Annotated in this window: 46 protein-coding genes and 1 pseudogene; 31 read left to right on the forward strand and 16 right to left on the reverse strand. The window is 64.7% G+C overall.

The window, feature by feature from the left end; all coding sequences use genetic code 11:
* Positions 1-21: 21 nt before the first annotated feature.
* From NZL82_RS19850 to NZL82_RS15450, 14 genes and pseudogenes are all read right to left on the reverse strand, one after another.
* Positions 22-531: pseudogene (locus NZL82_RS19850) on the reverse strand (DNA cytosine methyltransferase); the annotation flags it as partial.
* Positions 531-1,022 (reverse strand): hypothetical protein, encoded by a 492-nt coding sequence (locus NZL82_RS15390; protein WP_261270628.1) that lies wholly within the window; start codon positions 1,020-1,022, stop codon positions 531-533. The gene NZL82_RS15390 and the pseudogene NZL82_RS19850, both read right to left, overlap by 1 nt.
* The gene (locus NZL82_RS15395; protein ID WP_261270629.1) at positions 1,019-1,720 is read right to left on the reverse strand and encodes a hypothetical protein; all 702 of its coding nucleotides are present in this window, start codon (positions 1,718-1,720) and stop codon (positions 1,019-1,021) included. The genes NZL82_RS15390 and NZL82_RS15395 overlap by 4 nt, the downstream gene beginning before the upstream one ends.
* Positions 1,717-2,328, reverse strand: coding sequence for a hypothetical protein (locus NZL82_RS15400; RefSeq protein WP_261270630.1), 612 nt, complete (start codon positions 2,326-2,328; stop codon positions 1,717-1,719). Before NZL82_RS15400 ends, NZL82_RS15395 begins: the two co-directional genes overlap by 4 nt.
* Positions 2,325-2,621: a hypothetical protein gene (locus NZL82_RS15405; RefSeq protein WP_261270631.1), complete on the reverse strand. Its 297-nt coding sequence runs from the start codon at positions 2,619-2,621 to the stop codon at positions 2,325-2,327. Before NZL82_RS15405 ends, NZL82_RS15400 begins: the two co-directional genes overlap by 4 nt.
* Positions 2,622-2,722: 101 nt before the next feature.
* Positions 2,723-3,040: a hypothetical protein gene (locus NZL82_RS15410; RefSeq protein ID WP_261270632.1), complete on the reverse strand. Its 318-nt coding sequence runs from the start codon at positions 3,038-3,040 to the stop codon at positions 2,723-2,725.
* Positions 3,040-3,714: a hypothetical protein gene (locus NZL82_RS15415; protein ID WP_261270633.1), complete on the reverse strand. Its 675-nt coding sequence runs from the start codon at positions 3,712-3,714 to the stop codon at positions 3,040-3,042. Before NZL82_RS15415 ends, NZL82_RS15410 begins: the two co-directional genes overlap by 1 nt.
* Positions 3,701-3,898 (reverse strand): hypothetical protein, encoded by a 198-nt coding sequence (locus tag NZL82_RS15420; RefSeq protein WP_261270634.1) that lies wholly within the window; start codon positions 3,896-3,898, stop codon positions 3,701-3,703. Before NZL82_RS15420 ends, NZL82_RS15415 begins: the two co-directional genes overlap by 14 nt.
* Positions 3,895-4,389, reverse strand: coding sequence for a hypothetical protein (locus NZL82_RS15425; RefSeq protein ID WP_261270635.1), 495 nt, complete (start codon positions 4,387-4,389; stop codon positions 3,895-3,897). The genes NZL82_RS15420 and NZL82_RS15425 overlap by 4 nt, the downstream gene beginning before the upstream one ends.
* Complete coding sequence (locus NZL82_RS15430; RefSeq protein WP_261270636.1) at positions 4,382-4,861, reverse strand: hypothetical protein; 480 nt, start codon at positions 4,859-4,861, stop codon at positions 4,382-4,384. The genes NZL82_RS15425 and NZL82_RS15430 overlap by 8 nt, the downstream gene beginning before the upstream one ends.
* Positions 4,858-5,112 carry a hypothetical protein gene (locus NZL82_RS15435; protein ID WP_261270637.1) on the reverse strand — a complete coding sequence of 85 codons (255 nt, stop codon included), beginning with the start codon at positions 5,110-5,112 and terminating at the stop codon, positions 4,858-4,860. The genes NZL82_RS15430 and NZL82_RS15435 overlap by 4 nt, the downstream gene beginning before the upstream one ends.
* A complete protein-coding gene (locus NZL82_RS15440; protein WP_261270638.1) occupies positions 5,109-5,513 on the reverse strand; it encodes a hypothetical protein in 405 nt (134 codons plus the stop codon). Before NZL82_RS15440 ends, NZL82_RS15435 begins: the two co-directional genes overlap by 4 nt.
* Complete coding sequence (locus tag NZL82_RS15445; RefSeq protein WP_261270639.1) at positions 5,513-5,824, reverse strand: hypothetical protein; 312 nt, start codon at positions 5,822-5,824, stop codon at positions 5,513-5,515. The genes NZL82_RS15440 and NZL82_RS15445 overlap by 1 nt, the downstream gene beginning before the upstream one ends.
* On the reverse strand, positions 5,821-5,973 hold the full coding sequence (locus NZL82_RS15450; RefSeq protein WP_261270640.1) for a hypothetical protein: 153 nt from the start codon (positions 5,971-5,973) through the stop codon (positions 5,821-5,823). Before NZL82_RS15450 ends, NZL82_RS15445 begins: the two co-directional genes overlap by 4 nt.
* A 162-nt stretch (positions 5,974-6,135) precedes the next feature.
* On the opposite strand from NZL82_RS15450, the gene NZL82_RS15455 reads away from it, so the two are divergent.
* Positions 6,136-6,558 carry an HIRAN domain-containing protein gene (locus NZL82_RS15455; RefSeq protein ID WP_261270641.1) on the forward strand — a complete coding sequence of 141 codons (423 nt, stop codon included), beginning with the start codon at positions 6,136-6,138 and terminating at the stop codon, positions 6,556-6,558.
* Here the strand turns inward: NZL82_RS15455 and NZL82_RS15460 are convergent.
* Complete coding sequence (locus NZL82_RS15460) at positions 6,512-7,117, reverse strand: helix-turn-helix domain-containing protein (RefSeq protein WP_261270642.1); 606 nt, start codon at positions 7,115-7,117, stop codon at positions 6,512-6,514. The two genes, NZL82_RS15455 and NZL82_RS15460, sit on opposite strands and share 47 nt — an antisense overlap.
* Positions 7,118-7,207: 90 nt before the next feature.
* Here NZL82_RS15460 and NZL82_RS15465 point away from each other — a divergent pair, with 90 nt between their 5' ends.
* From NZL82_RS15465 to NZL82_RS15540, 16 genes are all read left to right on the forward strand, one after another.
* Positions 7,208-7,402 (forward strand): hypothetical protein, encoded by a 195-nt coding sequence (locus tag NZL82_RS15465; protein WP_261270643.1) that lies wholly within the window; start codon positions 7,208-7,210, stop codon positions 7,400-7,402.
* Positions 7,399-7,569, forward strand: a complete 171-nt coding sequence (locus NZL82_RS15470; RefSeq protein WP_261270644.1) for a hypothetical protein — start codon at positions 7,399-7,401, stop codon at positions 7,567-7,569. Before NZL82_RS15465 ends, NZL82_RS15470 begins: the two co-directional genes overlap by 4 nt.
* Positions 7,566-7,781: a hypothetical protein gene (locus NZL82_RS15475; RefSeq protein ID WP_261270645.1), complete on the forward strand. Its 216-nt coding sequence runs from the start codon at positions 7,566-7,568 to the stop codon at positions 7,779-7,781. The genes NZL82_RS15470 and NZL82_RS15475 overlap by 4 nt, the downstream gene beginning before the upstream one ends.
* A gap of 43 nt (positions 7,782-7,824) precedes the next feature.
* Positions 7,825-8,196: a hypothetical protein gene (locus NZL82_RS15480; RefSeq protein ID WP_261270646.1), complete on the forward strand. Its 372-nt coding sequence runs from the start codon at positions 7,825-7,827 to the stop codon at positions 8,194-8,196.
* Between the two features lie 41 nt (positions 8,197-8,237).
* On the forward strand, positions 8,238-8,417 hold the full coding sequence (locus NZL82_RS15485) for a hypothetical protein (protein WP_261270647.1): 180 nt from the start codon (positions 8,238-8,240) through the stop codon (positions 8,415-8,417).
* Entirely contained in the window at positions 8,414-9,493 is a 1,080-nt protein-coding gene (locus NZL82_RS15490) for a hypothetical protein (RefSeq protein WP_261270648.1), read from the forward strand. Before NZL82_RS15485 ends, NZL82_RS15490 begins: the two co-directional genes overlap by 4 nt.
* Positions 9,493-9,690, forward strand: coding sequence for a hypothetical protein (locus tag NZL82_RS15495; protein WP_261270649.1), 198 nt, complete (start codon positions 9,493-9,495; stop codon positions 9,688-9,690). Before NZL82_RS15490 ends, NZL82_RS15495 begins: the two co-directional genes overlap by 1 nt.
* Before the next feature lie 35 nt (positions 9,691-9,725).
* The gene (locus tag NZL82_RS15500) at positions 9,726-10,070 is read left to right on the forward strand and encodes a hypothetical protein (RefSeq protein WP_261270650.1); all 345 of its coding nucleotides are present in this window, start codon (positions 9,726-9,728) and stop codon (positions 10,068-10,070) included.
* A 16-nt stretch (positions 10,071-10,086) separates the two neighbouring features.
* Positions 10,087-10,485, forward strand: a complete 399-nt coding sequence (locus NZL82_RS15505) for a hypothetical protein (protein WP_261270651.1) — start codon at positions 10,087-10,089, stop codon at positions 10,483-10,485.
* A gap of 26 nt (positions 10,486-10,511) precedes the next feature.
* Positions 10,512-11,435 carry a YfdQ family protein gene (locus NZL82_RS15510; protein WP_261270652.1) on the forward strand — a complete coding sequence of 308 codons (924 nt, stop codon included), beginning with the start codon at positions 10,512-10,514 and terminating at the stop codon, positions 11,433-11,435.
* A gap of 204 nt (positions 11,436-11,639) precedes the next feature.
* Positions 11,640-11,867: a hypothetical protein gene (locus NZL82_RS15515; protein WP_126053615.1), complete on the forward strand. Its 228-nt coding sequence runs from the start codon at positions 11,640-11,642 to the stop codon at positions 11,865-11,867.
* A gap of 11 nt (positions 11,868-11,878) precedes the next feature.
* Positions 11,879-12,673 (forward strand): helix-turn-helix domain-containing protein, encoded by a 795-nt coding sequence (locus NZL82_RS15520; protein ID WP_261270653.1) that lies wholly within the window; start codon positions 11,879-11,881, stop codon positions 12,671-12,673.
* Positions 12,618-12,971, forward strand: a complete 354-nt coding sequence (locus tag NZL82_RS15525; RefSeq protein ID WP_261270654.1) for a hypothetical protein — start codon at positions 12,618-12,620, stop codon at positions 12,969-12,971. The genes NZL82_RS15520 and NZL82_RS15525 overlap by 56 nt, the downstream gene beginning before the upstream one ends.
* 39 nt (positions 12,972-13,010) lie before the next feature.
* Positions 13,011-13,214 carry a hypothetical protein gene (locus NZL82_RS15530; protein WP_261270655.1) on the forward strand — a complete coding sequence of 68 codons (204 nt, stop codon included), beginning with the start codon at positions 13,011-13,013 and terminating at the stop codon, positions 13,212-13,214.
* A 1-nt stretch (position 13,215) separates the two neighbouring features.
* Entirely contained in the window at positions 13,216-13,392 is a 177-nt protein-coding gene (locus NZL82_RS15535) for a hypothetical protein (RefSeq protein WP_261270656.1), read from the forward strand.
* Between the two features lie 52 nt (positions 13,393-13,444).
* Positions 13,445-14,074 (forward strand): hypothetical protein, encoded by a 630-nt coding sequence (locus tag NZL82_RS15540; RefSeq protein WP_261270657.1) that lies wholly within the window; start codon positions 13,445-13,447, stop codon positions 14,072-14,074.
* Between the two features lie 58 nt (positions 14,075-14,132).
* Here the strand turns inward: NZL82_RS15540 and NZL82_RS15545 are convergent, their stop codons facing one another.
* Positions 14,133-14,279 carry a hypothetical protein gene (locus NZL82_RS15545; protein WP_261270658.1) on the reverse strand — a complete coding sequence of 49 codons (147 nt, stop codon included), beginning with the start codon at positions 14,277-14,279 and terminating at the stop codon, positions 14,133-14,135.
* Between the two features lie 104 nt (positions 14,280-14,383).
* Here NZL82_RS15545 and NZL82_RS15550 point away from each other — a divergent pair, with 104 nt between their 5' ends.
* The 14 genes from NZL82_RS15550 to NZL82_RS15615 all read left to right on the forward strand — a co-directional run bounded on the left by NZL82_RS15550 (position 14,384) and on the right by NZL82_RS15615 (position 21,293).
* Positions 14,384-14,647, forward strand: coding sequence for an HNH endonuclease signature motif containing protein (locus NZL82_RS15550; protein ID WP_261270659.1), 264 nt, complete (start codon positions 14,384-14,386; stop codon positions 14,645-14,647).
* Between the two features lie 73 nt (positions 14,648-14,720).
* Complete coding sequence (locus NZL82_RS15555) at positions 14,721-15,203, forward strand: hypothetical protein (protein WP_261270660.1); 483 nt, start codon at positions 14,721-14,723, stop codon at positions 15,201-15,203.
* A 224-nt stretch (positions 15,204-15,427) separates the two neighbouring features.
* On the forward strand, positions 15,428-15,643 hold the full coding sequence (locus NZL82_RS15560) for a helix-turn-helix domain-containing protein (protein ID WP_261270661.1): 216 nt from the start codon (positions 15,428-15,430) through the stop codon (positions 15,641-15,643).
* Entirely contained in the window at positions 15,640-15,846 is a 207-nt protein-coding gene (locus tag NZL82_RS15565) for a hypothetical protein (protein WP_261270662.1), read from the forward strand. Before NZL82_RS15560 ends, NZL82_RS15565 begins: the two co-directional genes overlap by 4 nt.
* A gap of 247 nt (positions 15,847-16,093) precedes the next feature.
* Positions 16,094-16,339 carry a helix-turn-helix domain-containing protein gene (locus tag NZL82_RS15570; protein WP_261270663.1) on the forward strand — a complete coding sequence of 82 codons (246 nt, stop codon included), beginning with the start codon at positions 16,094-16,096 and terminating at the stop codon, positions 16,337-16,339.
* A 406-nt stretch (positions 16,340-16,745) separates the two neighbouring features.
* A complete protein-coding gene (locus NZL82_RS15575) occupies positions 16,746-17,477 on the forward strand; it encodes a phage antirepressor (protein WP_261270664.1) in 732 nt (243 codons plus the stop codon).
* Between the two features lie 47 nt (positions 17,478-17,524).
* Positions 17,525-17,722 carry a hypothetical protein gene (locus NZL82_RS15580; protein ID WP_261270665.1) on the forward strand — a complete coding sequence of 66 codons (198 nt, stop codon included), beginning with the start codon at positions 17,525-17,527 and terminating at the stop codon, positions 17,720-17,722.
* A gap of 80 nt (positions 17,723-17,802) precedes the next feature.
* Positions 17,803-18,051, forward strand: coding sequence for a hypothetical protein (locus tag NZL82_RS15585; protein WP_261270666.1), 249 nt, complete (start codon positions 17,803-17,805; stop codon positions 18,049-18,051).
* Positions 18,051-18,368 (forward strand): HNH endonuclease signature motif containing protein, encoded by a 318-nt coding sequence (locus NZL82_RS15590; RefSeq protein ID WP_261270667.1) that lies wholly within the window; start codon positions 18,051-18,053, stop codon positions 18,366-18,368. The genes NZL82_RS15585 and NZL82_RS15590 overlap by 1 nt, the downstream gene beginning before the upstream one ends.
* A gap of 168 nt (positions 18,369-18,536) precedes the next feature.
* Positions 18,537-18,776: a hypothetical protein gene (locus NZL82_RS15595; protein ID WP_261270668.1), complete on the forward strand. Its 240-nt coding sequence runs from the start codon at positions 18,537-18,539 to the stop codon at positions 18,774-18,776.
* 218 nt (positions 18,777-18,994) lie between these two features.
* The gene (locus tag NZL82_RS15600; RefSeq protein ID WP_261270669.1) at positions 18,995-20,158 is read left to right on the forward strand and encodes a phage major capsid protein; all 1,164 of its coding nucleotides are present in this window, start codon (positions 18,995-18,997) and stop codon (positions 20,156-20,158) included.
* A 166-nt stretch (positions 20,159-20,324) separates the two neighbouring features.
* Positions 20,325-20,522, forward strand: a complete 198-nt coding sequence (locus NZL82_RS15605) for a hypothetical protein (RefSeq protein ID WP_261270670.1) — start codon at positions 20,325-20,327, stop codon at positions 20,520-20,522.
* Positions 20,519-21,154, forward strand: coding sequence for a hypothetical protein (locus tag NZL82_RS15610; protein ID WP_261270671.1), 636 nt, complete (start codon positions 20,519-20,521; stop codon positions 21,152-21,154). The genes NZL82_RS15605 and NZL82_RS15610 overlap by 4 nt, the downstream gene beginning before the upstream one ends.
* Positions 21,138-21,293 (forward strand): hypothetical protein, encoded by a 156-nt coding sequence (locus NZL82_RS15615; RefSeq protein WP_261270672.1) that lies wholly within the window; start codon positions 21,138-21,140, stop codon positions 21,291-21,293. The genes NZL82_RS15610 and NZL82_RS15615 overlap by 17 nt, the downstream gene beginning before the upstream one ends.
* The last annotated feature ends 56 nt before the right edge of the window (positions 21,294-21,349 follow it).

Raw genomic sequence — 21,349 nt, forward strand, 5'->3', positions numbered from 1 at the left:
TTCCCGGTTGCTGTTGGGGTGTGCAACCTGTGCAAGGTCGCACCCGATGAGCCAGCAGCGGGGTCGCTCGTGGTTGGCTCCGACGTCGCCAGCACGAACCACGACCGGCCAGCAGGCGTAGCCGATTGCCTCCAGCGCAGCGATGACGGCGTCAGCGCCCCGAGTTCGGAGATTAGCGCTGTTCTCAAGAGCGAACCAACGAGGGCGGCACTCTCCGATGATACGGATGGCTTCGAAGTAGAGGCCCGAGCGCTCCCCTTCGACGCCTTTGCCCTTGGTGTTGGCGCTGCTGATATCTTGGCAGGGAGGGGAGCCGACGACGATGGACGGAAGTCGTCCAAGATCAGCGAGAAGTCGGTCTGCCGTAAGGGTGCGGACATCGTCGTAAACCTTCACGCCTGGATTGTTTTCAGAATAGAGCGCGCGCCGCCAGGCTTCGACCTCGCAGGCGGCTATCGTCGTGAAGCCCGCGCGGTGCATACCAAGGGACCAGCCCCCGGCGGCCGCGCTGAACAGGTCCAGCGCCTGCATCACTTCCGCCCCTCCCCGTGCGAGAGGGCGGCGTCGTATGCGTCCCACCACTTGCGAGCCGCTGCGAAGGCTGCGGTAGCCTTCGGGCCAGGATCAGCCGCGATCACATCGGCAAGCAATTTCGCGCATTCATGCAGCATGTCCTCCCCTGCCGGGACCGCATCGACAGCGGGCGCGGGGGTGGCGGATAGGGTGGCCTTACCCGACTTCACCGCTTCAACAGCGCGACGAAGATCGCCGACCGTGAATGTTGGCCAGACCTGCATATGGGGCTCGTCCTCCGCGTCACCTTCATCAGCATCGGCGAAGGGCTGCAACGCGCCGATAGCTTCGGAAAGAGCATCCCGCACCGCATCACCCGCGCGGCTGTCGAGGGCGGCGAGGATGGCGTCGGCTTCGCTTTCGCTAAACTGGATGGGCGGCAAGGACCCGCATCCATCCCAAGCGGCTTGCAATCTGCGCACGGCATCCGGCGTCTGTCGGGTGGTCATGCTGCCATCCTTTCGAGCTTGTCAGCATAGGCGCGCACGCCGCTCCATTCATCGGGCGTCCCGGCGAATAGGCGAAGGCGATAGCGGTGATGATTCTGCGCAAGGCTGGTGCTGTCACAGCTCGCGAACGGGTAGTCACCGCCTACGGCCACACCGCGCAGCATGTGCAGCGGGTGCCAGCAGTTGCCCATCAGCGTGGAGACTTCATCCATGCGACGGCGGTACGCAGCGCAACCCACCGGCTCGCGCTTCGGATCACCGATCCAGCCCAGACAGACGCGATCATATTGCGAGCAGAGGCGCGCCAAGCGATCAAGTGGGCCGTCCATGTGCCAGACGGGCACGCCGCGCGAACGACCATGGGGCCATTCGTTGAGAAGCCCGTCGTTCATCTGCGACGGCGCGGCTGGCTTGTCGGGGATGACAGCCCAGCGCCCCGGCACGAACAGCCGATCTTCCAGCCATTCGTAGTAGCTTGACCAATCCAGCCGTCCGGCGTCCATCGGGTCAACACCGGCGCGAACCGCCTGCATCCAGTAGGAGAACGCGCCGTTGTCGTACATGATGAAGGGCGCCTGCGCCTCGACATCGGCAACACTGTCAGGACGGAAATAGCTAACGCAATATGCCCGCGCGCCAGCAGCCAACAGCGCCTCGCGTGGCGTCAGAGGCGTGCCGTGATAGACCGCCGCCATCATGCTGCCTTCCCCCCATCGCTGGCGTGAGAGGCGGGGGTGGCGAGCATCTTGCGGACAAAATTGACGGCAGCGACGATAAAGGCGGCGTTGCGCTTCCCGACCTGGTCCCAGACGTAAACGTCGTCCTCGCTGTATTCCTCCTCGATCAGCTTTGCGGTGCTGTTTTCGCTGCCGAAAAGCGTCCGCCCTTCTGCGTCGAGAATGATGTAATCGTCATAGCCGGTGCCATGATCCGGACCGCTGCCATATGCACCGTCCTCATTGCGCTCGCTGTCAATTTCCCACGGGCCATCCGAAGCATATCGTGCGGCCTCGCGCAGATCGTCGGGAATGGATATCCCCTCCCCCTGGCGGATCGCGTCTGCGGAGAGGGTGGAGAGGGCCAATGGCTGGACCACCAATCGCGCGCGTGCCTCCGTGCCTGAAGCCCCGCCCCAGAAATATTCTCCGCTTTCAAAGCAATATGCATCGACCTGATAGCGGCGCGGATCTTCCAATGTGGTCGCATATTCGGATCGGAAACCGATCGAGCCGTTGAACTCGAACGGTCCAGGCGGGCAGGCATTAAGCGTGACGGGTTCGCCCATTGGGACCAGCCCCCAGGTCATGCCAAATCCTCCCCGAGTAAAGCAAAGTCTGCAATGTTGCGCATGCGCTGGGTGGTGACGATCGGCAGGCTATGCAGTGGTTCCGCTGAGATGCGCCGGAGAGCCTTGGTCAATAGCGCCTCCCGATCCATCGCGGGCGGGGCGGCGCGGAGGTCCTCTATCGTCTGCTCGATATGAGGCAGATACGGGTGGCGCTCGAAATCGTCGGCGCGCACGTCGTTGCGAATGAAGTCCGCGTACGTCTTGAGGATATCGACCGCATCCATCAGGGCTTTTTCGGGTATGTCAGCCACGGGCGGCCTCCCCCAGGGCAAAGGGGAAAAATTCGATCGCGAGGCAGCACACCATCGCGATCCCGACGATGAAGGCGAGCGCCGATAGGGCGCGGCTAGGCTTACGCATTGGCGTTCTCCTGAGATTTCTCGCGGCGGGCCTGCTGGAGGCGCAGGTCAGCGCGGGCGAGGCCGATGGCGTCGGCCAGATACTTCGCGGCGGCAGTCGCGCTGTGCGGCGCTTCCTGGCCAGCGGTGCGGGTCCGCATGATCGAACCGCCATTCTCGACGGTGCGGGCGACCACGGTTGCCGATACGCAGCCCTCCGGCATGTCCGTCGACGGTCCATGCGCAGCGACAGCGACGACCACAGCCGCCTCCCCTTCGTCGCGCAGACTCGCCAGCATGACGCCGATCGCGTTGATCTCGGCGGCGGTCATCAGTAATCGCCCACCGACGTAACGACGCGGTCCTCATCAATCTCAATGACGGTCCCGCAGGCAAAATAGGCGCGCAGCTTCTGCTCGAGCCCGTAGCTGGTGCCGAAGTGCTTCGACGACTTGATGTCGTGCTCGCGCAACGTTGCGCTGGAGATCTTGCCATCCTTGCCGATCAACAGGCGATAGTCGCAGCGATACTTGTTGCGCTCGTCGTGCACCTGATCTTCGTCGAGATAGACCCATGTCGAGCCATATTCGTTTTGCTCGACGATCACGGTGATGACCTCGCCATAGGCGTCATCGTCATGCCGCTTGAGCATGGCGGCGGCGATCTCTGACAGCTTCACCGTGGAAGGCGCCAGCTTCAGTAGCTCGTCGATGTCCTCAGCCAGCCGACCAGCGATAAGCGGTGCGACCTTCGCCTCGACCTGGGCCTTGACCATCGCAGCAACAACATTGCCGTAAGTCGGCAGGTCGAGCCGATCGACATGCAGCGCATCCTCAATCGCCTTTTCGATCAGCTTCCCCGTGTCGCTCCACGTCCGGAGCGCCTTGTCCACGCTTTCGACAACCAGCTTCTCGACGCGGGTGTTGACTTCCTTTTCGATGAAGTCGGGCGTCATTTTGGCAGCGACGGCAGCGCCAATCAGGCTCGAAAGGTTATCCATGGGCATGCTCCTGAGGATCGGCGGCGCTCGGCGCGGAATCGGCCGAGGCGGCATTGGAGACGGGGAACAGAGCGGCGATGATCCGGCCCCAGTTCGGGACCAGGGAGCCGACCAGCGTCCACACGGCGAGACCGCCTGCGAAGACGAACACCGACACGAAAAGCGTGTCAGTCAGGGGTGACGGGGTCATCGGATGGCCCTCCGGGTGGTGGAAAATTCGGGACGCGACGCGGAACCGCCGGCACCAAGGATGCGACCGGGAATGAAGGCGTCGTACTCGTCGCGCGGACGGCGGAAGGGGCGATGTCCCCAGCCGTCCGGCAAGACGAACTTGAAGCAGCCGTTCGGCGCGATGACCTTGATCCGGCCGCCCTTCATGGCCTTGATGACCGGGCATTCGAACTCGAAGACGGCGGGAAGATTGCCCAGGCCGACGACGACCTCGTCATTGACCGACTGGCGGCGGACCATCATCGACTTGCAGGTCAGTAAATCGAGCCCCAGCCGGATCAGGGTGGCGACCTGCTCGCGGGTCCAGCGGTCCCCGCCGACCTGGTTACCGTCGACAACCTCGTACCCGCGGATATGGCCATACCATGGATAGCCATCCGCCAGTTTCGAGACGATCACGGAGCGAACGTCCGGCTGGCGCCCGATCGGGGGCGTGTTGGGGTTAGCCAAGGCTCGCCTCCACATACCGGAGGGCTTCACCAAGGGCGGCCACCTTAGCGGCGGCCTTCTTCGCCTCGCGCTGCGCGATGATAAACTCGACCCGCGCGTCGGAGGCGGCACGCTCGGCATAACCAATGCCGTCGCGCAGGTTCGCGACAACCGCGTTCGCGGCTGGGGACTTGCGTTGCCCACGGGGCTGCTTCGTCAGCGCTGCGGCCACCTCGATCAGTCGGATCAGGGCATGAGGCGACTTGATCCCCAGCTTCTCGGCGCGGACGCGGAAGGACTCGAAGAGGTCGCCTCGCTCGTCAATGCGGGCGGCAAGCGTCCGGTAAAGCTGCGGGTCGTTCGTTGCCTCGATGATCATCGGGCCCAACTGGTGGTACCGGGTGACCTTCCAGCGCATTTCCTCGACGGTCTGGTCGAGATCAGGATCGATCTCGGCGAGCGTCACCGGACCAGGGCGGCGGGCGGCGCTCACAACACGAACCCCGGCACCGAATAGATGCCCTGACACCGCGCCAGCACCGTGACGACGCTCCGGCCGTCACAGATCAGCCGATCACCCGAGGCGAGCTTGACCACCTGGCAGCCAAAATCGGCAGCGGCGCAGACGGCGCGGGCGTGCGACCGAATTTCTCGGTCAGCCGTCTCATAGTCGGCGTTCGGGTTGATCCGCTGCATCCACCGATTGACCGCGTGGCGCGTGACGCTGATGTGGTGCTCGGTCATAGCGCACCTCGCATCGCACCAGCCTGCTCGGCCAGATCGCGTTCCCAGGCCGCACGGCCCGGCCACTGCTGCCAAAATGCGGTGGCCACCACCGTGGCGTCCTGCATCGGCAGCTTCTTCTCGAAGGTGCGCCAACCGTCCCGGTGCTGCTCCTGGTGGCACTGGTCGCACAGCGGAATGCAATGGCGGTCGGCGACTTTCGTCCCCGCGCCCTTCCCGCCGGCATGATCGACATGGGCTGCGACAATGGGATTGGTTCGATCGCCGAGGGAGTGGCAGGCCACGCACGGCAGTCGGCGCAGCCAGCGCTTATATTCCTCGGCGCACTTCCATGCCGGACGACCGGCGCGAGGCGGCTTACGGGTCTGAAACGCCGAGCGCGGCAGGCCGACGGCGCGCATTATGCCTGACCTCCGGCTCGCATTTCGGCGACCGCCTGCTCGCACAGCAACGCCACGCGGGCGCGCTGGTTCGCGATGTGCGCCTCAATGATGGGTATCGCCAGCTTATAGTCGACATGGAACAGGCGGTGCCCACTCTCACCGGATGGGACGCCTAGTTGCAGACCTCCCTGGCGCCGGCCGTACGCGTCTCGGATGTCCGCCGGCGCGAACTTGTCGATCGCGCCTTTAACGTCTGCCAACAGCTTTTCGGCGGCTGCGATTTCGCCATAGGCAATCGCAATGTCGGTCGCAGTCGTCTGCGTGATCATGCCGACACCGCCTGCCCGGCCGCCATCTGCTGCAGCATGTCGACCTGCTTCGAGACCGACAGCGCCTGATACCATGCCCGCAGCGCCGACAGCGTCAGCTGCCGACGGTCATCGTTCCTATGCTGGGGAATGCCCGCGATGCAGGACATAGCGATCTCCTCGACCGCTTCGCTCGCATCAGGCGGCGATCAGCGGTGAGGGCAAATTAGTGTGACTATTCCCACCGTGTCAATGACAAATGTGATTTCTCACATCGTTCTTGCAATGTTCCTGATCTTGATCATGCTTGCAAGGTCGGGAGGTGGTGATTCGTGCTGGACGATGATGTCGATTTTTTGAGGGTGGTAGGGGTCTCGCATTATCAGGATGCTGTGTCGCGCTGCTCGCCGGGTGAGGCAGTCCGCTTCGTACATGAGCCCGACAATCCTCACGACGCCACCGCGCTGCGCGTGGTCTCGAGCCTCGGCGAGACTATCGGATATGCCCCCAGGAATAGCTGGGTGCATCACATGATCCATCAAAGCGGGCGAGGCGTCTCAGCAGTCGTGCACAGCGTCGGCTACAGCCGTTCTTGTCTACTGGGTGTGCTGCTTAGCATGGCCGTCTGCGATGATGAAATTGAGCGCGCATCGTACTATCCGGGCAGGCCTGCTCCTGAACCGCCGCCCGGCGGGTTCCGCTATTGGATCAGTACCCCAGGCGACGTCGAGCGGCGCGTGGCAGGACGAAGATGACTGGTCGAGCCCAATCGATCTCAATGTCGACAATATCCTCGGCGTTTAGCGACCGCAGCGTCCATAGCCCCGGCCTGGTGCCGAATGCGAGCTGCTTCACATAGGTTTCGCCGCTACTTGCCCGCACGACGCAGAAGTCGCCGACATCGTCAGGACTCACCCCAGGCGCGGCTTTTTCGATGTAGAGGATGTCGCCTGCCGAATAGCGCGGCAACATCGATATCCCATCAACTTCCAAGGCTTCGAGTTCGCCGCCCATGCCTGGGGGCATCGGCACTGCGCCTCCGTCAACGGGCTCGAAAATCACGGAGCCGCCAGCTCCAACGCGGCCCGCTACCCGAATGCTGCCGCCGCCCACGATATCGGCGATCGACACCTCCAGAGCATTCGCAAGACGATGGAGGTTGCCGAGCTTGACGTCATCGCCGTCCAGCATGTCGCGGACGAACGTCTCCCCTTTGCCTGCCTTCTTCGACAGCGGCTTCGCCTTGATGCCCTTTTGGTCCATCAACTGGCGAAGGCGTTCCTTCACGCGCGCGACTTCGTCCTGCTCATTCATGTGTGATCTATCACACGACGGTGACGCTGAACGATAGATGGGTGTTTTCACACCTTGACGGTGTGATAATTCACACATACTGTTGTGCTCATGGAAAAGATCCTGAGCGACATCGAGGCTTTCCTCGCCACGCATGGCATAGCACCAACTCGGTTTGGTGATGAGGCTCTGGGCGACCGTCATTTCGTTCGCCAACTCAGGGAGGGCCGGAGGCTATGGCCTGAGACCGAGGCCAAAGTCCGCAAGTTCATGTCCGAATACCAGCCTGCGCGGGCGGCGGCATGAACATCGGTTGGCCGCAGGGTATCCTGCTCGCGCTGCTGTTCCTCAGCGTCTGCTTGCACGCCAGCAAAAATGGCCGTCCTCGCGAGGGCCATTACGACCTCGGCGCTAGCATGCTGACGGCCGCGATCTGGGTCGGCCTGACGTATTGGGGCGGGTTCTTCGGATGACCGCCGACATTCACTTCCTCTCCCTGGCGGCTGACCTCCCCAAGACGGTCAGCCCCTCCCTCGCCGGCGGCGTGGTTCTCCCGCCCGTCGCCGGTGATTTTGTCGACCATCGCGCGAGCGATCGCGATGCGGACGGCGCGCGGCGCGGTGGAGAGGTGATCGGTATCCATAACCATTCCACTAATGAAACGGAGGGGCGGGATCATGTCTGATCATGCCGCAATGCAGCGACAAGTCGCCCAACGTCAGGTCGCGATGTTCAGCAGCTTCATGGGCCGTGGCCTGCACACGACGCGCGCGGCGCTGTCGGCGGCCTCGGGCATCCCGGAGAGCACGCTTCGCGAATGGGCCAACGGCGCCGCGATGCCGCTGAGCGCGATCTTCACGCTGCGCCGCCACCTTCCGCCCCAGGCTATCGCCATGGTGTGCGAGCCCGGCGACGTCCGCATGGTGGACATCGAGACCAGCGAGACGAACTGGGACGAAATCGCCTCGGAGACGGCAGGCCTGACCTTCGAAATCTGCGAGGCCCGCAAGGACGGCCACATCGACCATGTGGAGCGCGCCCGGCTTCAACACCGTGCCCGCTCGCTGATCGCCGAGCTGTCCGAAATCATCAAGGACTGAGGACCAATCGGCCGGTCTGACCCGGCTCTGGAGTGACGACAATGACGATTGCCAATGACGACGCGGTAGCGGCTGGCGCTGCTTTCGCGACCGAAGAATTGCGTCTTGCGATGGTGCAGCCTGCGGCGGCGGTGATCGTCTCCGGCGGTCAGACCTATCGCTTCCTGTCGATCAGCGATCCCGCCCAGGCGGTGATCCCGCTGTTCGAGGTGGCGGCATGACCGCCGTTCGCGATGGCGTCGCCCGCCTGCCGCGCGGTCGTCAGCTTGGCCTGCATGGCGAAGCGCTGACCCGAGCAGTCGAACTGTACGAGTCCGGTCAGAGCATGGAGGCCACAGCCCGCGCCATCGGCATGCCCACGCCCACCGTGCAGAACGGTGTCATGGCAGCGCTGTGCGTGCTCCGAGGCTATCGGCCCGCTGAGCGCGATAAGAACGGCTACCTGACGTCGGCTGGCGTCGAGCGCCTCCGGGAAATGCTGCGCAAGGGCATGAAGGGCGTCGACATTCAGCTGCGCCTCGGCGTCAGCGCGTCGACGATCAGCAATGAGCGGGGTCGCTACAACGCCGACCTGAAGGCGCGGGGCAAGCGTCCCCTCCCCCGCCCAGGCGGCGGCGCGATGTATTCGGGCGCCCGGCTGTCGCGTGAGCAGATCAAGGAGGTCGAGCGGCTGCTCCATACCGGCCTCGGCTCTCAGCAGGTCGGGCGGCAGACGGGGATTTCCAGCACCAGCGTCATCCGCATTCGCGCGGCGCTCGTGAAGAGGCTCGCCCGCAAGGGTGAAGTCCTGACGGGGTGCGATAAGCGCGGCAAGAGGGTCAAGCTGGCGAACCTCGTCCATGCTGTGCCCGAAGCCGCAAAGGCGAAGCTGCGCCAGCTGATCGCTGATCGGGTGCCGGTCAGCCGTGCGGCGGTGATGACGAACATCGGCAGCTGCTACGCCTACAAGGTCCGCGACGAGATGCGGGCCGAATATGCAGCGCGCGGTGAGGTTTTGCCTGCTCCGATCAAGCTCGGTCGGAAGCTGGCCAAGGAAGCAGACTTCCGAGCCGCTTGGTTGCCAGGCGGGCGGGCGAACAAGGTTCTCTATCGGTCGATCCTGATCGCCTGCGGCGGCGACGAAGCCGAAGCCCGTCGAAAGACGATCCGAGCGATTGCTGAGCGCGACGGTGAAGACCCCGCGATGGCGGAGCAGTTCGACCGCCTGCGCCGCGGTGCAACCGTCACGGCCAAGCCGATCATTCGCCGCGCCGATCCGGCAATGACGCTCGGCGGCGTTGCAACGGGGGCGCTGTAATGGCCGACCATATCGACATGGCGAACGACCTCGCCGCTGCCGAGACGGCGCGTCACATCGCCGCTGCGCGCCAGCCCATCCCGGTCGGCCAGGCTGGTGAATGCGACCAGTGCGGCGATCACTTCGATCGGCTGGTCCGCGATCACAAGGGCCTACGCTGCGGCTATTGCCGCGACGGTCGGAGGCGTCTGCGATGATGGGGCGCAGCTGCAGCGATGAAGCTTGGGACCTCATGCTGTCCCTGGTGCAGAAGCATTCACGGAGCACCGTCGACAGCGTTCTGCGTAAGCGCGATCCGAACGACGTCCCAAGCTGGAATGCAATCGGCCACGCCCGCCGGCAGTTCCTGACCGCGAACCCGAGCGCCCGGCGGATGGTCGGCCGCTCCGCGAAGGCGGTAGCCGAGAGGGTGTCCGTCGCCACTCCGATCCGCCAGCCAGTCTGCAACCGCGCCCCGCTGACCTTCGAGGAGAAGCTGGCGCGCGTTGCCGCAGGTGCCCGCCTCATCACCGTCTACCCGCTCCGCAAGCCCGCCCCGCCCTTCACGCTGGGCGGCGTCGGCAGCTCCACCCTTTGACCTGAGGAGAAGCTCAATGATCATCGACCCTGAGAATCCGCCTCGCGCGGCCGACGGCAATCGCATGCCGCCCGCCGCCAATAGCTTCGGCGACTTCGTCCGCTTCCTGGAAGACGGCCAGTTGGACGCCGAGTTGTCCGAAGTGCTGCGCCAGATGTCCAGCGACATGGCCCACACCGCAATCGAGAGCGGCGGCAAGGCCAAGGGCAAGCTGACGATCTCTCTCGACTTCGCCCTCGATGGCCGCGTCTTCACCATCAAGGCGAAGCACAAGGTCGACGTTCCGGAGGCCAAGCGCCCGCAGAGCGTCATGTGGTCGACCGAGGACGGCCGCTTCACCCCCAGCAACCCGCAACAGGGTCAGCTTTTCGGCGTGCGCGAAGTGCGCGGGCCCGGCTTCCGCGACGCCGTCTGATCGCGATCACCTGAAAGGACATGACCATGGAAAGCATTAACGGAGACGGCGTGATTGCGCAGGCGCGCGACCTCGTCGAGGATTACGTGAAGGCCGAGATTATCAGCGTGGCGGAGCCGAGTACCGGCATCACGCTCGCAGCGGTCCGGCGCGGCAATGACGTCACCGTCCTGCCGCCCTCGACCTTCGATCCCTATCGCCCGCAGCCGCTGTTCCGCACCGGCTCGGCGGTCATGCTGTCGCTGGACAGCCTCATCGAGCATGCGAACCGGTTCAAGGATGACGATAGCGTCGTCTTCGCCGACGACAGCCGCACGAACCCCAGCATCATCGTCGTGCTCGACTACCACCGCGCTGGCGCCGCTGCCGATCCTCGCTTCGGCAAGCATCGGTCGACCTTCACCTTCCCGCTCAGCGACGAGTGGAAGGCCTGGAACGACAAGAATGCCGAGGCGATGGGCATGGTTGATTTTGCTGCCTTCCTCGAAGAGCGCATCATCGACGTGCTGTATGTCGAGGGCGAGGACGATGTGTCCGAGGATCTCGGACGCCTGATCGATACCCTCGGCGGCCGCGATACGATCGCCACGCCGAACAAGCTGATGGAACTGGCGCGCGGGCTGCAGATCAATGAGGCGGCGGTCGTCCAAGAGGCGGTGAACCTTGCGTCGGGCGAGGGCATCGTCCGCTTCCAGTCCACCCATACCGACGAGCACGGCGCTCCGATCAAGGTGCCCGGCCTGTTCTTGATCGGCATCCCGGTTTTCCGCAATGGCCCGCTGTACCGCGTCGCGGCGCGTCTCCGGTACCGCAAGTCCGGCGGCAAGATCGTGTTCTGGTACGAACTGTGGCGCACGGATCGCACCTTCGACCATGCCTTCAAGGAATCGGTCGAGCGCGTGAAGGCCGACACCGGCCTGCCCGTCCTCATCGGTAAGCCGGAGGCCTGATCCCATGTGGTCGCTGCTTTCCCGTCTCCGCCCAGCCCCCGTTGACCGCCTCGCCCCGCTGCGCGCCGACCTCGACGCGTCATTGGCGGAACGTCGGATGCAGCGGCCCACCTCCCCCCGCTTGGAGACGCGTCGGTTCGAACTGGCGCGTCCCAAGGTCGAAGAACTGCGGCGCTCGCTCGCCGATCAGCAGGTGACCCTTTAATGCCGCCTATCCCCATCACGCCCGCCCGGATGCATAATGTCTATCGCATCGGCGGCGGTTCCTCGACGGCGGTCGGCAAGGTGGCGCGCTATACCCGCGCCACCGCTGATCACTGCGCTGAGGGTTTGGCTCGCGCTGGTGGCATGCATCGCGTCGGCATCTGGCATGTCCGCGATCACTCCGCCGTAATCGCCGCTCTGTGCTCGCCATTGGGCCGCGTCGGATGAGCGTCCGCCTGATGACCGAGGTCTGGGCCGTCAGCCTGCCGGATAGCGAGAAGCTGGTGCTGCTCGCCCTGGCCGACTGCGCCAACGACGAGGGCCTGTGCTGGCCGTCGATGGCGACGCTCGCGCGCAAGTGCAGCAAGAGCGATCGCACGGTGCAGGCGTCCATCAAGCGCCTCGTCGCCTCCGGCCACATGAGCCGGTCGGAAGTGCCCGGTAAGGGCTGCCGATACATCATTCACCCCACCACCGAAACGGCTTCACCCCCGAAGCCACTTCGCCCCGAAGTACCTTCACCCCCGAAGGGAACGACGCAGACCCCCGAAGCGGCTTCGGACAAACCATCAAGAACCATAAATCCTCAGGAGGCTTCGCCTCCTTCGGTCAAGCGCAAGCGCGAGCCGAAACCCAAGCCTCATCGCTTGCCCGACGATTGGAAGCCGACGCGCTTCGCCGAGGGCACGGTCGCTCGGGAGATCGTCGACCGGCGCGGTCAGGAATGGGCCCGAGCAACGCTCGAGCTTTTCCGGAACTGGGCCGCCAACGCCGACCACAAGCCCGGCAAGGGCCTCAAGCTGAACTGGCAACTCGCCTTCGCCAACTGGATCATCGAACAGGACAATCGCGATGGAAATCGTTCAACATCCGTATCCCGCCAGCCAGCCAGCGTTCGCGGCGGGCGCCCTGACCCGGCTCTCGACATGCTCCGAGCAGCCCGAGCAGCCCAGAGCACGCCGGATGGTGCCTCCAGTGGTGGGCGAGATCATCGCCAAACTGGGCTTGCGCTATCGACCGAGTGGACAGGCTGACCTTGAGGCCCACGCCGAAGCTCTGGTCTTGCTCGGCGAGGATTGTGCCGACATTCCTGCCGATCTTCTCGACGAAGCGGCACGGCAGTGGGCCCAGTCCAGCAGGTTCATGCCCAAGGCGTCCGAGCTTCGCGAACTGGCGCGCAACGTCCGAAACCGCGCCCGCGCGGCGACTGACTTCGGCGGTCAGCAGCTGCAAGCCCATTGCGACCGGCTCAACCAGCTCAACTGGTGCCGTGGACAATGGCATGTCGTCGGCGACGGTGAAGATCGCCGCATTGACCGGGCGGGCCGCTGAAATGCGTGCATATCACCAGGCGGCGGAGGCCAAGGCAGCATGACCGTCAAGCGCTTCATATTCGAGGTCGACCGGGAGAAGATGTTCGACATGGTCGCAGCGGTCGGCGACGGCGGCTCAACCATCGGCCTCCGCATCGCGGGCGTCCTGCTGGCGGGCCAGCCGGATTGGCGGGATGTGGTCGGCCTCACGTATTACGGGGTGACCTTCATCCCCGATCCCTCTGAGGGCTCAGGATCGTGATGTGCCGCGCAATACGGGCACCCCGCCACCGTTTGAAACGGTCGACATATGCTTCCGTAACAAGGTCGTCCTGCGGGGGATCAGCCCCAAGCGGTGGCGGTGGACGCTCAACGATCCGGCTTACCCGCCGGACTACGACTTTGACATCATCGACTGGCAGCTGACCGCAAAGGGGTGAGAGATCCACGGTGTTTATGGTATGTTCTCAACAGATTGGCAGGGCGGATTTTATGGGGCGGCAGATGAATAGCGCGGCGTTTCGAGCGGCGGCGGCAGCGGCGGTGCTGGCGGGCAAACCTGCGCCAGTGCGGAAGCTGCCGAAGCCGGTGAGCAAGCCGGCGCGCCAGCCAGTGCAGGAGCATGTCGATGCGACGCCGGAGCGCATTGCGCGGGCCAGCGACGTCGACGGCGTGCGCTACGACCGCATCGTCGACGCGACGATCGAAAAGGCTGGTGAGCGCGCCAAGCTGACCCGTCAGTTCGTGGATCGCTGGATCGACCGTATGCTGGCGCGCAAGCAGCTGACCTATCCGCAGTGGTTCGCATGCGATTGGTACGTCACCCTTCACGCTGCGGCCCACAGCGCGGCGCGCGTGGTTGCTGACTATGGTGAGGGGTGTGGCGGCGCTGGCCGAGAAAACTATGGCCAGCCGCTTTCGGCCCGCCAGTGGGATGCGCGCCGCCGCCTGCGCGATGCTCGGACGGCGATCCCGAGCAATATGGCAACGCTGTTCGATCAGGTCGTGATCGAGGACGTGATGACCGCCTTCCGCAACGGTCAGCAGCGTGCCCGGTTCGCTGCGCGTATCGCCTCGGCCGCCCAGCATCTGGCCATCGCCATCAACGCACCAGGCGCTTGACGACAGGGTCCGTTTCGTCCATACCAATCCATAGATGTGAGAGCCGCGCCCAAAGGGGTTAGCGGCTCTTGCTGTATCTGACGTCGGAGCCTGTCACGTGACCAAGCGCCTCCGAGGTCGCGCAGCCGTTCAGCAGCGCCGCCGCCGCCTTGCCGATGAACCCCTTTGCCGCCTCTGTGCCGAGCACGGTACGCCGTTTCCCCACGCAACGATCAACCCGAGCTGAGAGCGCACGCGATGGCATGGCCTACCACCAGCAGGCACGCGCGGGGCTACGGCACCGCTCACGACAAGATGCGGGCGCATCTCATGCGTACCGTTATTCTCTGTGAGGAATGCACCCGCAAAGGCGAGATCGCGACCGGCACGATTGCCGATCACATCAAGCCATTGGCCAAAGGCGGCGGGAGCGACCGCAGCAACTATCAGCTGCTCTGTAAGGCGTGCTCGGACGCTAAGACTTTGGCCGACCGCGGCGCAAAGGCCAAAGCGTCGACCGGCGCGACAGGTGTTGATGGCTGGCCGACCGATCCGCGACACCCTTGGAACGAGCGCCGACCCCGGGGGGGATAGGGAAAGTCGGGAGGGCGCGCCCTCTAGGACCGACGATCCCCTTCGCTTCATCGCTAATACAGGATTTGCTCACATGGCTCGTCGCCCGCGCATCGACAGCGCGGCGGCGGCGGTGTCGACGATGGCGCTGGCCGCTCGCGACCTGTCGCCGCCCGCGCATGTGTTCCTCCGCCCAGGCGATATGCCGTTCTGGGACAGCGTCATCTCGGAAAAGCCGAAGTCGGAATGGACCGAGAGCGATTTGCTTGTCGCTGCCAATCTGGCCCGCGCCATGGCCGATGCTGAAATGGTCTCGACCATGTCCGTCGGTCAGCGCGGCAATGTGAAGGGCAAGGTCAAGCAGGCGTTCGTGATCAAGAGTATCGGCGCCGTCGACAAGTTGGCCCGCCGGATCGTGACGCTGCGCCGCGCGCTGGGCTTGGACAACCGAGCCAAGAATGGCGAGCAGCGGGACGTGAATAAGCGTCGCGAGCACGCGCATGAAATCGAGGCGGGCCGGAACCCGCTGACCGATGACGGGGACAGCCTCCTGGCGAGGCCTGCCGGTAGCGCGTGACGCGCGGCGAGCGGGTCATCGCCTTCATCCATCGGTATTGCCTGGTCCCGGCAATTTAGATTGACGCAAAAACAGGGCTCAAACCCGCAGAAAACTGCCATTTCTTGGGGGCTTCGGCCCCCTTTTTTGTGGCCTGTTGGATTACCAAACCATCACATAAGAAACGGCGGATTTCCGGGCTTTTTCGCGAAGGTCCGGCGGGTCCGTGACGCATGGAGTGACGCATGAGTGACGCACAACCGATGAGCGAAACCGACCTGCTATATGGGGTCGACCAGATCGCCGAGCATCTGAAAATGACCCGGCGACAGGTCTATCACCTGCATGACCAAGGGCACCTCCCGACGTTCAAGATCGGCGGCAAGGTGTGCGCTCGCCGGTCGACGCTGGCAAAGCACTTTGCGGCCCAAGAGGCGGCGCAGAAGGTCGGCAAGGAATGACGCGCGGGCCCACGACACCAGATCGCGAGACGCTGGAAGCCGTCATGCTAATGCGGGTCGGCGGCGGATGGGCGGTCGGCATCGGCTGTCTTGTCGCGGGAGAGATTGGGCGGGAGCGTTCGTCGTATCTGACGGACCGGGAAGCCCAAGCGGCGGCGCTCGACCTGGCTGACCGTCATGACCTGATCGTGGTGCGCGCGTGACCGAGGGCGACGCCGGGCGGATTGTCATAGCTCCGGGCGTGGGCGGCGCGTGGATGCGGTTCGAAGGGATGAAGCACCCCCCCGTTCCTGCGGTCCGATGGCTTCCCGATATGGCGGCGGCGCGAACGTTCGCGATTGTCATGCACCAGTGCCACGGGTGGCGCATCGAGGAAGAATATCCCGACGCGGTGCAATCATGAGCCGGGTAGCGACTGATTGGGCGGCAAAACAGCGCCCCCCGCAAGCGATGGACAAGCTGGTGCTATGGGCGCTGGCAGACGCTCACAATCGGGAGAAGGGTTGCGCCTATCCTTCGATCGCCGCTGTCGAAGAGTTCACCGGCTGGCGGCGGCGCGCGATCGTCGACAGCCTCGCCCGCCTAGCTGACGCCGGGATGATAATTGATACCGGCGACCGGATCGGCCGCACCCGACAGGTGAAGGTCTGGCGGTTCCCGTTCGACGCCGAAAGGGTGCGGGATATGCACCCTTAAACCGACCTGAAAGACTGCCTTAGCGTGCACCCTTTCGGACCGGGAAAGGGTGCAGGAGATGCACACGGAACCTTTATACTAGATACTAGGGTCGCGATCCCTTTCCGAACGCCTCACCAAATTGAACCGTTCACGCCGAGCCGGGGAGCGTCAGCGACCCCGCACCGTAGCGTCAGCGGTAGGTGCGGAATGATAGGGCGGGACCTGCGCCCCATAGACCGAACACTCTGCGAGGCATCCGCGCGCGAGCGGTCACGCAATGTCACGCGGTGTCACGCAATGTCACGGGACAGGGGCGCAACTCCTGCACCCCGCACCGCCTGCACCCCGACCCCCGAAATCCCTTCCCCCCGAAGCGACTGCACCCCGAAGCGACTTCGGGGGATGCATCGGCATGGAGATGACCATGACAGCAATTGTGCCCTTCAACTTCGATTCCACGCCGATCCGCGTGCAGGTGATCGACGGCGCGCCGTGGTTCGTCGCGATCGATGTGTGCACCGTACTCGACATTGCGCACCACCTCGACGCGCTGTCTCGCCTCGATGAGGACGAAAGGGGGTCGCTAGTAGTCGATACCCTTGGCGGGCGGCAGCGCCTGTCGGCGATCAATGAGAGCGGTATGTGGAAGCTGGTGCTTCGGAGCCGGAAGCCCGCCGCGAAACGCTTGGTCCGCTGGCTCACGTCGGAGGTTCTTCCATCAATCCGGAAAACCGGCGGGTACGGTGCGCCTGCGGCGGCGCTGGACCTTCAAGATCCGACCGTGCTGCACCGGCTGCTGCTCGACCATACGGGACGGGCAATGGCGATCGAGGCGCGCGTCGCGGAACTTGAGCCCCAGGCGGCGGCGCTCGCTCGCCTGACGGATGCTGAGGGCGCGCTATGCGTGACGGATGCCGCCAAGGCGCTGGGTGTGCAGCCCAAGCGGTTGTTCGCCTGGCTGGAGCAAAACGGCTGGATATACCGACGCGCGGGCGGGTCGCACTGGATCGGCTATCAGGCGAAGGTCGCGGCGGGGCTGATCGAGCACAAGGTATCGCGCATCCGTGTGGAGCGTGGCCCCGACAAGATGCGCGAGCAGGCGCTCATTACCCCGAAGGGGCTCGCCAAGCTGGCCGAGATCGGAGCGGGTCAATGAAGCCGGGAAGCGCGACTGACGCGACAGTGGCTGCGTTCAAGGCTGCCATGGACGCGGCCCCTGACACGCTGACGGGATGCTTAGCGTTGATCGGCGCGGCGGCGGCGTGTCACGAAATGCTGGGCCCATCGTTGCCGCCGGGTCGCGCGGACGAGCTGCTGCAAATCTTGAGCTTCGCGGCGGCGATCCTGATTGAGGATGGGCGCGGGCCACTCGACCTCGCCGAGCCCGCCGGGCGCGCGTGATGCAGGCGCGTCGTGTCCCTGCTATGTCCCTAGGGACAGGCGCGGGACAATCGAGGGACAGCGCATAAGGAGGAAGCCTGATGTTCACCGACACCCGCCCCGGAGAGCGTGCCGTTGCGGATCGCCTCATGTCGGTGCTGACCGAGATGCACGGCGAGGGCGTGCATGTTGCCGACCTGACCGGAGGGGCTGCGATCCTGCTATGCACGCTGATGGACAGCTATGGCGGGCCGGGCAGGACGCCGACCTTTCTTCGCGGCCTCGCCGATCGATACGAGGCTGACCCGCTGACCGCATCGAGGCCATCGGCGAGCCGGTCCCGCAACTGATGGCATGGGCGAAGACCAGCCGCCACGCGCGGGGCTACGGCAAGGCGCACGATGCGATGCGCGCCCACCTGATGGCCACCGTGATCCTGTGCGAGGAATGCACGCGCAATAATCGGGTGGCGCCGGGCACGATCGCCGACCATATCAAGCCTCTGGCGGACGGCGGCGATGCGAGCCGCAGTAATTACCAGCTGCTATGCAAGCCATGCTCGGACGCCAAGACGATACGGGACAAGGGGCAGCGACAGCGGGTGCGCGGCGCGTGTGGCGTTGACGGCCTGCCGACCGATCCCTCGCACCCCTGGAACCGACCGTGACCTGACCCCCGAGGGGGGGAGGTCGAAACTTCAAAAGGGGCGCGGTCTAGGACCGACGGTCCCTCTTCTTTCATCGCAAATACAGTTTTCGCTCTCTGGCTGGCGGATCGCCCCCGCCCCGGCCTGTTTCCGCGCGTCTGCGCACCACCTGGGGGCGGAGGATAGCTCATGACTGCCGACGATCAGGCGGAGATCACCGATCTGCAACGCCAGCTGCACGCTTACATGAACAACCTGATCGCGTCCGGCTTATCGCCCGCGATCGTCACCACCGCCATGCTTGGTGCTGCCAGCGAGCGGGTGTTGCTGGCGAGCAGCCCGACCATGACGGCGGCGTGGCTGCGGGGGCATGCTCTGGCCATCGAAAAGTTCGGTCCGGCCATGATTGCGGCGCACGAGGCCGGTTGACCATTCACGGTCTGTTCTCTATCGATTGAGCCGACCTTGCACGCGAGAGGCTTGCAGGTCCGCCATCATCGAACCAGCGAGAGGCTGGCGCGCGAAGGCGACGAGAGAACCGACCCGGCCGGGGTGTCCCTGGCGTCAGTTCTAAGACCGTCGACCACGCAGCGAGCGATTGAGGCACCGTGCCCACTGTCCGCTGCGACACAACAAGGGCAATTTCCATGAAGAAGCGTTCGTTTTTCGCCAGTGCGGCGATCCTTGGCCCCATGACCGCAATCGAGCGGTCGCGCGGTCGTTATATGCGTGGACCGGAAGGCCATTCGGGCACCGGCGGGAAGTCGGCCGCCGAGCTGGCCGAGGAAACCAAAACCTACCTCGACAATCGGTTTTTCGCGATCGAGCAGAAGATTGCGCGCGGCGAGCTTCACGGCGGCGCCGAAGCCCCTCTGACCTGGGGCGGCGAGTTCGTCGAAGCGAAGTCGGAAGACATCGCGGCGCTGGTCAAGAGCCGCGGTCGCCTGGGAATGGAGGTCAAGGCAACCATCTCGACCCAGACGGGGAGCGGCGGCGGCCTGATCGTTCCGACGCGCGACCAAACCCTGATGATGCCGCAGCGCCGGCTGACCGTTCGCAATCTGATGACGACCATCGAAGTGTCGAGCAATTCCGTCGAGTATGCCCGCCAGACTGCGCGGCCGACGGGAGCGGATACCGTTGCGGAACTTGCTCTCAAGCCGGAAAGCGCAATCGCCTTTGACCTGACGACCGCGCCCATTCGGACGATCGCGCACTGGATCCCCGCCTCGCTGCAGGTGCTGGACGACGCGCCGCAGCTGCGCGACATGATCGATACCGAATTGCTGTACGGCGTCGCGCTCAAGGAAGAGCAGCAGCTGCTCAACGGTTCGGGCACCGGGCAGAACCTTACCGGCATGGTGACGGCAGCGACGGCATTCGATCCGGCGGTTCTGACGGCCCTGGGCTTCACGTCCCCCAACCGCATCGACCGCATCGGCGCAGCGATTTATCAGGCGGCGCTGACCGATGTTCCGCCCGACGGCATCGTTCTGCACCCCTCCGATTGGTGGGCAATGCGTCTCGCCAAGGATGGGCAGGGGAAATACATCCTGGGCGATCCGGGCGTGGACGTCACTCCGGTCCTGTTCGGTCTCCCTGTCGTGCCGACGCAGGCGCAGGCGGCCGGGCGTTTCCTGGTCGGTTCGTTCAAGTCGCAGACGGTCTATGATCGGTGGGCACCGCGCGTTGAGGTGTCGACCGAGCACGCCGACTTCTTCGTTCGCAACATGTGCGCGATCCGCGCCGAAGAGCGCATCGGTTCGGCGATCAAGCGGCCCGAGGCCCTGATTACCGGCACCTTCGCATAACCGGATCGGCTGGCGTTGCTCACCATCGCCAGCCGCTAATCCCGTCCAGTGAGCGAGGTCGATGCGGCGCGACCAATAACGGAAAGCCCGATGCCCGGGCGGGTCCCTCTCTGGGGGTTCAGGGCTCAATCGGGCAACGCCGCCACCTTTCCACAGGAGATAGACCATGGCGAAGCTCGTCAAGACTGTGGCGGCGGGTGCCGCCGTCGTCGCCCTCGCCGCGACCGGGATCGGTGCAGTGGCCTTCCCGGCATTTGCAGGATCACTCAGCATCTTCGGCATTTCGACTGCCGCCCTTGGCGCGATCAGCACAGGGCAGGCTCGAGCCGGGCCCTTGCGCCGCCGCCGGAGACGCCATCCATGACCGCTATCACGATGATGGTGCAACGCGCGGCACAGCGCGGAGTGATTCTATCAGACTGCGCTGTGACCACACCCGAGGGGGTGCTGATCGGCTCCGTGTCGAAGGTTGTTCAAGGCACCGCGTTCCCGTGGGCCTTCGCCATGACCGGCAATCTTTTGCCCGAGGCGATTCTGACGACCGCGCTGACCGACCCGGCGCGAACAGCGGATGCGGCCGCCTTTTCCCGCGCTTTGCCTGACGCGCTACGGCAGATGGTGGAGCAGACCGCGTTCAAGCTGCGCATACCGATGGCCGCCATCATGACGCAGGCCGTCGGCGTCATGTGGGACGAGGCAGAGCAGCGGCTGGTCGGTTTCTTCGTCACCACCCATTCCGGCGCGCTGAGGCGTTGCAGCGCCGCTTGGAGCACGCCGCTGGGACCGCGATGCTGCTGGCGGATAATGCATTGGTGCCCCCGGATCAGGGGAGCGCAATGTACCTCGTCGCGCACAGCCTCCAAGACTCACTCGACCGACTGGACGCGATTGTCCGCACGGCTTCGGCGGCGGCGGTGCCGTCGTGACCCGCTGGTCATCGTGGGCGTGGATCCGCGCCTTCAAGGCGGTGGGCGGCATAGTGTGGATCTCGGATGATGGGCGGCTCACCCTGGGCTGGCACATCAAGGGGTATACGCTGGCGCAGAACATCGAGGCGCGCCGCCTGTACGGCGAAATCGAGAATAGCGAACGGCGGCATCGCGCCGTCATGAACCGGGTTGCCGCGCGCAACTGACACCCTGCCCCGCCCGTCCCGATCGGCGGCGCGGCGGGGCCTTTCACATGGAGATG

This window comes from Sphingomonas sp. LC-1, assembly GCF_025371035.1.
Classification (GTDB): domain Bacteria; phylum Pseudomonadota; class Alphaproteobacteria; order Sphingomonadales; family Sphingomonadaceae; genus Sphingomonas; species Sphingomonas sanguinis_E.

Bases quoted from the DNA above. Each gene is read 5' to 3' on its own strand.
- NZL82_RS15610 (WP_261270671.1), top strand. From the start codon at position 20,519: ATGACCGCTATCACGATGATGGTGCAACGCGCGGCACAGCGCGGAGTG.
- NZL82_RS15515 (WP_126053615.1), top strand. From the start codon at position 11,640: ATGCCGCCTATCCCCATCACGCCCGCCCGGATGCATAATGTCTATCGC.
- NZL82_RS15440 (WP_261270638.1), bottom strand. From the start codon at position 5,513: ATGCGCGCCGTCGGCCTGCCGCGCTCGGCGTTTCAGACCCGTAAGCCG.
- NZL82_RS15445 (WP_261270639.1), bottom strand. From the start codon at position 5,824: ATGATCACGCAGACGACTGCGACCGACATTGCGATTGCCTATGGCGAA.
- NZL82_RS15435 (WP_261270637.1), bottom strand. From the start codon at position 5,112: ATGACCGAGCACCACATCAGCGTCACGCGCCACGCGGTCAATCGGTGG.
- NZL82_RS15520 (WP_261270653.1), top strand. From the start codon at position 11,879: ATGACCGAGGTCTGGGCCGTCAGCCTGCCGGATAGCGAGAAGCTGGTG.
- NZL82_RS15555 (WP_261270660.1), top strand. From the start codon at position 14,721: ATGGCTCGTCGCCCGCGCATCGACAGCGCGGCGGCGGCGGTGTCGACG.
- NZL82_RS15540 (WP_261270657.1), top strand. From the start codon at position 13,445: ATGGGGCGGCAGATGAATAGCGCGGCGTTTCGAGCGGCGGCGGCAGCG.
- NZL82_RS15605 (WP_261270670.1), top strand. From the start codon at position 20,325: ATGGCGAAGCTCGTCAAGACTGTGGCGGCGGGTGCCGCCGTCGTCGCC.
- NZL82_RS15495 (WP_261270649.1), top strand. From the start codon at position 9,493: ATGGCCGACCATATCGACATGGCGAACGACCTCGCCGCTGCCGAGACG.
- NZL82_RS15470 (WP_261270644.1), top strand. From the start codon at position 7,399: ATGAACATCGGTTGGCCGCAGGGTATCCTGCTCGCGCTGCTGTTCCTC.
- NZL82_RS15420 (WP_261270634.1), bottom strand. From the start codon at position 3,898: ATGACCCCGTCACCCCTGACTGACACGCTTTTCGTGTCGGTGTTCGTC.
- NZL82_RS15480 (WP_261270646.1), top strand. From the start codon at position 7,825: ATGTTCAGCAGCTTCATGGGCCGTGGCCTGCACACGACGCGCGCGGCG.
- NZL82_RS15575 (WP_261270664.1), top strand. From the start codon at position 16,746: ATGACAGCAATTGTGCCCTTCAACTTCGATTCCACGCCGATCCGCGTG.
- NZL82_RS15570 (WP_261270663.1), top strand. From the start codon at position 16,094: ATGGACAAGCTGGTGCTATGGGCGCTGGCAGACGCTCACAATCGGGAG.
- NZL82_RS15400 (WP_261270630.1), bottom strand. From the start codon at position 2,328: ATGACCTGGGGGCTGGTCCCAATGGGCGAACCCGTCACGCTTAATGCC.
- NZL82_RS15450 (WP_261270640.1), bottom strand. From the start codon at position 5,973: ATGTCCTGCATCGCGGGCATTCCCCAGCATAGGAACGATGACCGTCGG.
- NZL82_RS15550 (WP_261270659.1), top strand. From the start codon at position 14,384: ATGCGTACCGTTATTCTCTGTGAGGAATGCACCCGCAAAGGCGAGATC.
- NZL82_RS15560 (WP_261270661.1), top strand. From the start codon at position 15,428: ATGAGTGACGCACAACCGATGAGCGAAACCGACCTGCTATATGGGGTC.
- NZL82_RS15510 (WP_261270652.1), top strand. From the start codon at position 10,512: ATGGAAAGCATTAACGGAGACGGCGTGATTGCGCAGGCGCGCGACCTC.
- NZL82_RS15460 (WP_261270642.1), bottom strand. From the start codon at position 7,117: ATGAATGAGCAGGACGAAGTCGCGCGCGTGAAGGAACGCCTTCGCCAG.
- NZL82_RS15485 (WP_261270647.1), top strand. From the start codon at position 8,238: ATGACGATTGCCAATGACGACGCGGTAGCGGCTGGCGCTGCTTTCGCG.
- NZL82_RS15600 (WP_261270669.1), top strand. From the start codon at position 18,995: ATGAAGAAGCGTTCGTTTTTCGCCAGTGCGGCGATCCTTGGCCCCATG.
- NZL82_RS15415 (WP_261270633.1), bottom strand. From the start codon at position 3,714: ATGCCCATGGATAACCTTTCGAGCCTGATTGGCGCTGCCGTCGCTGCC.
- NZL82_RS15565 (WP_261270662.1), top strand. From the start codon at position 15,640: ATGACGCGCGGGCCCACGACACCAGATCGCGAGACGCTGGAAGCCGTC.
- NZL82_RS15390 (WP_261270628.1), bottom strand. From the start codon at position 1,022: ATGACCACCCGACAGACGCCGGATGCCGTGCGCAGATTGCAAGCCGCT.
- NZL82_RS15595 (WP_261270668.1), top strand. From the start codon at position 18,537: ATGACTGCCGACGATCAGGCGGAGATCACCGATCTGCAACGCCAGCTG.
- NZL82_RS15590 (WP_261270667.1), top strand. From the start codon at position 18,051: ATGGCATGGGCGAAGACCAGCCGCCACGCGCGGGGCTACGGCAAGGCG.
- NZL82_RS15530 (WP_261270655.1), top strand. From the start codon at position 13,011: ATGACCGTCAAGCGCTTCATATTCGAGGTCGACCGGGAGAAGATGTTC.
- NZL82_RS15395 (WP_261270629.1), bottom strand. From the start codon at position 1,720: ATGATGGCGGCGGTCTATCACGGCACGCCTCTGACGCCACGCGAGGCG.
- NZL82_RS15475 (WP_261270645.1), top strand. From the start codon at position 7,566: ATGACCGCCGACATTCACTTCCTCTCCCTGGCGGCTGACCTCCCCAAG.
- NZL82_RS15505 (WP_261270651.1), top strand. From the start codon at position 10,087: ATGATCATCGACCCTGAGAATCCGCCTCGCGCGGCCGACGGCAATCGC.
- NZL82_RS15500 (WP_261270650.1), top strand. From the start codon at position 9,726: ATGCTGTCCCTGGTGCAGAAGCATTCACGGAGCACCGTCGACAGCGTT.
- NZL82_RS15585 (WP_261270666.1), top strand. From the start codon at position 17,803: ATGTTCACCGACACCCGCCCCGGAGAGCGTGCCGTTGCGGATCGCCTC.
- NZL82_RS15580 (WP_261270665.1), top strand. From the start codon at position 17,525: ATGGACGCGGCCCCTGACACGCTGACGGGATGCTTAGCGTTGATCGGC.
- NZL82_RS15465 (WP_261270643.1), top strand. From the start codon at position 7,208: ATGGAAAAGATCCTGAGCGACATCGAGGCTTTCCTCGCCACGCATGGC.
- NZL82_RS15410 (WP_261270632.1), bottom strand. From the start codon at position 3,040: ATGACCGCCGCCGAGATCAACGCGATCGGCGTCATGCTGGCGAGTCTG.
- NZL82_RS15490 (WP_261270648.1), top strand. From the start codon at position 8,414: ATGACCGCCGTTCGCGATGGCGTCGCCCGCCTGCCGCGCGGTCGTCAG.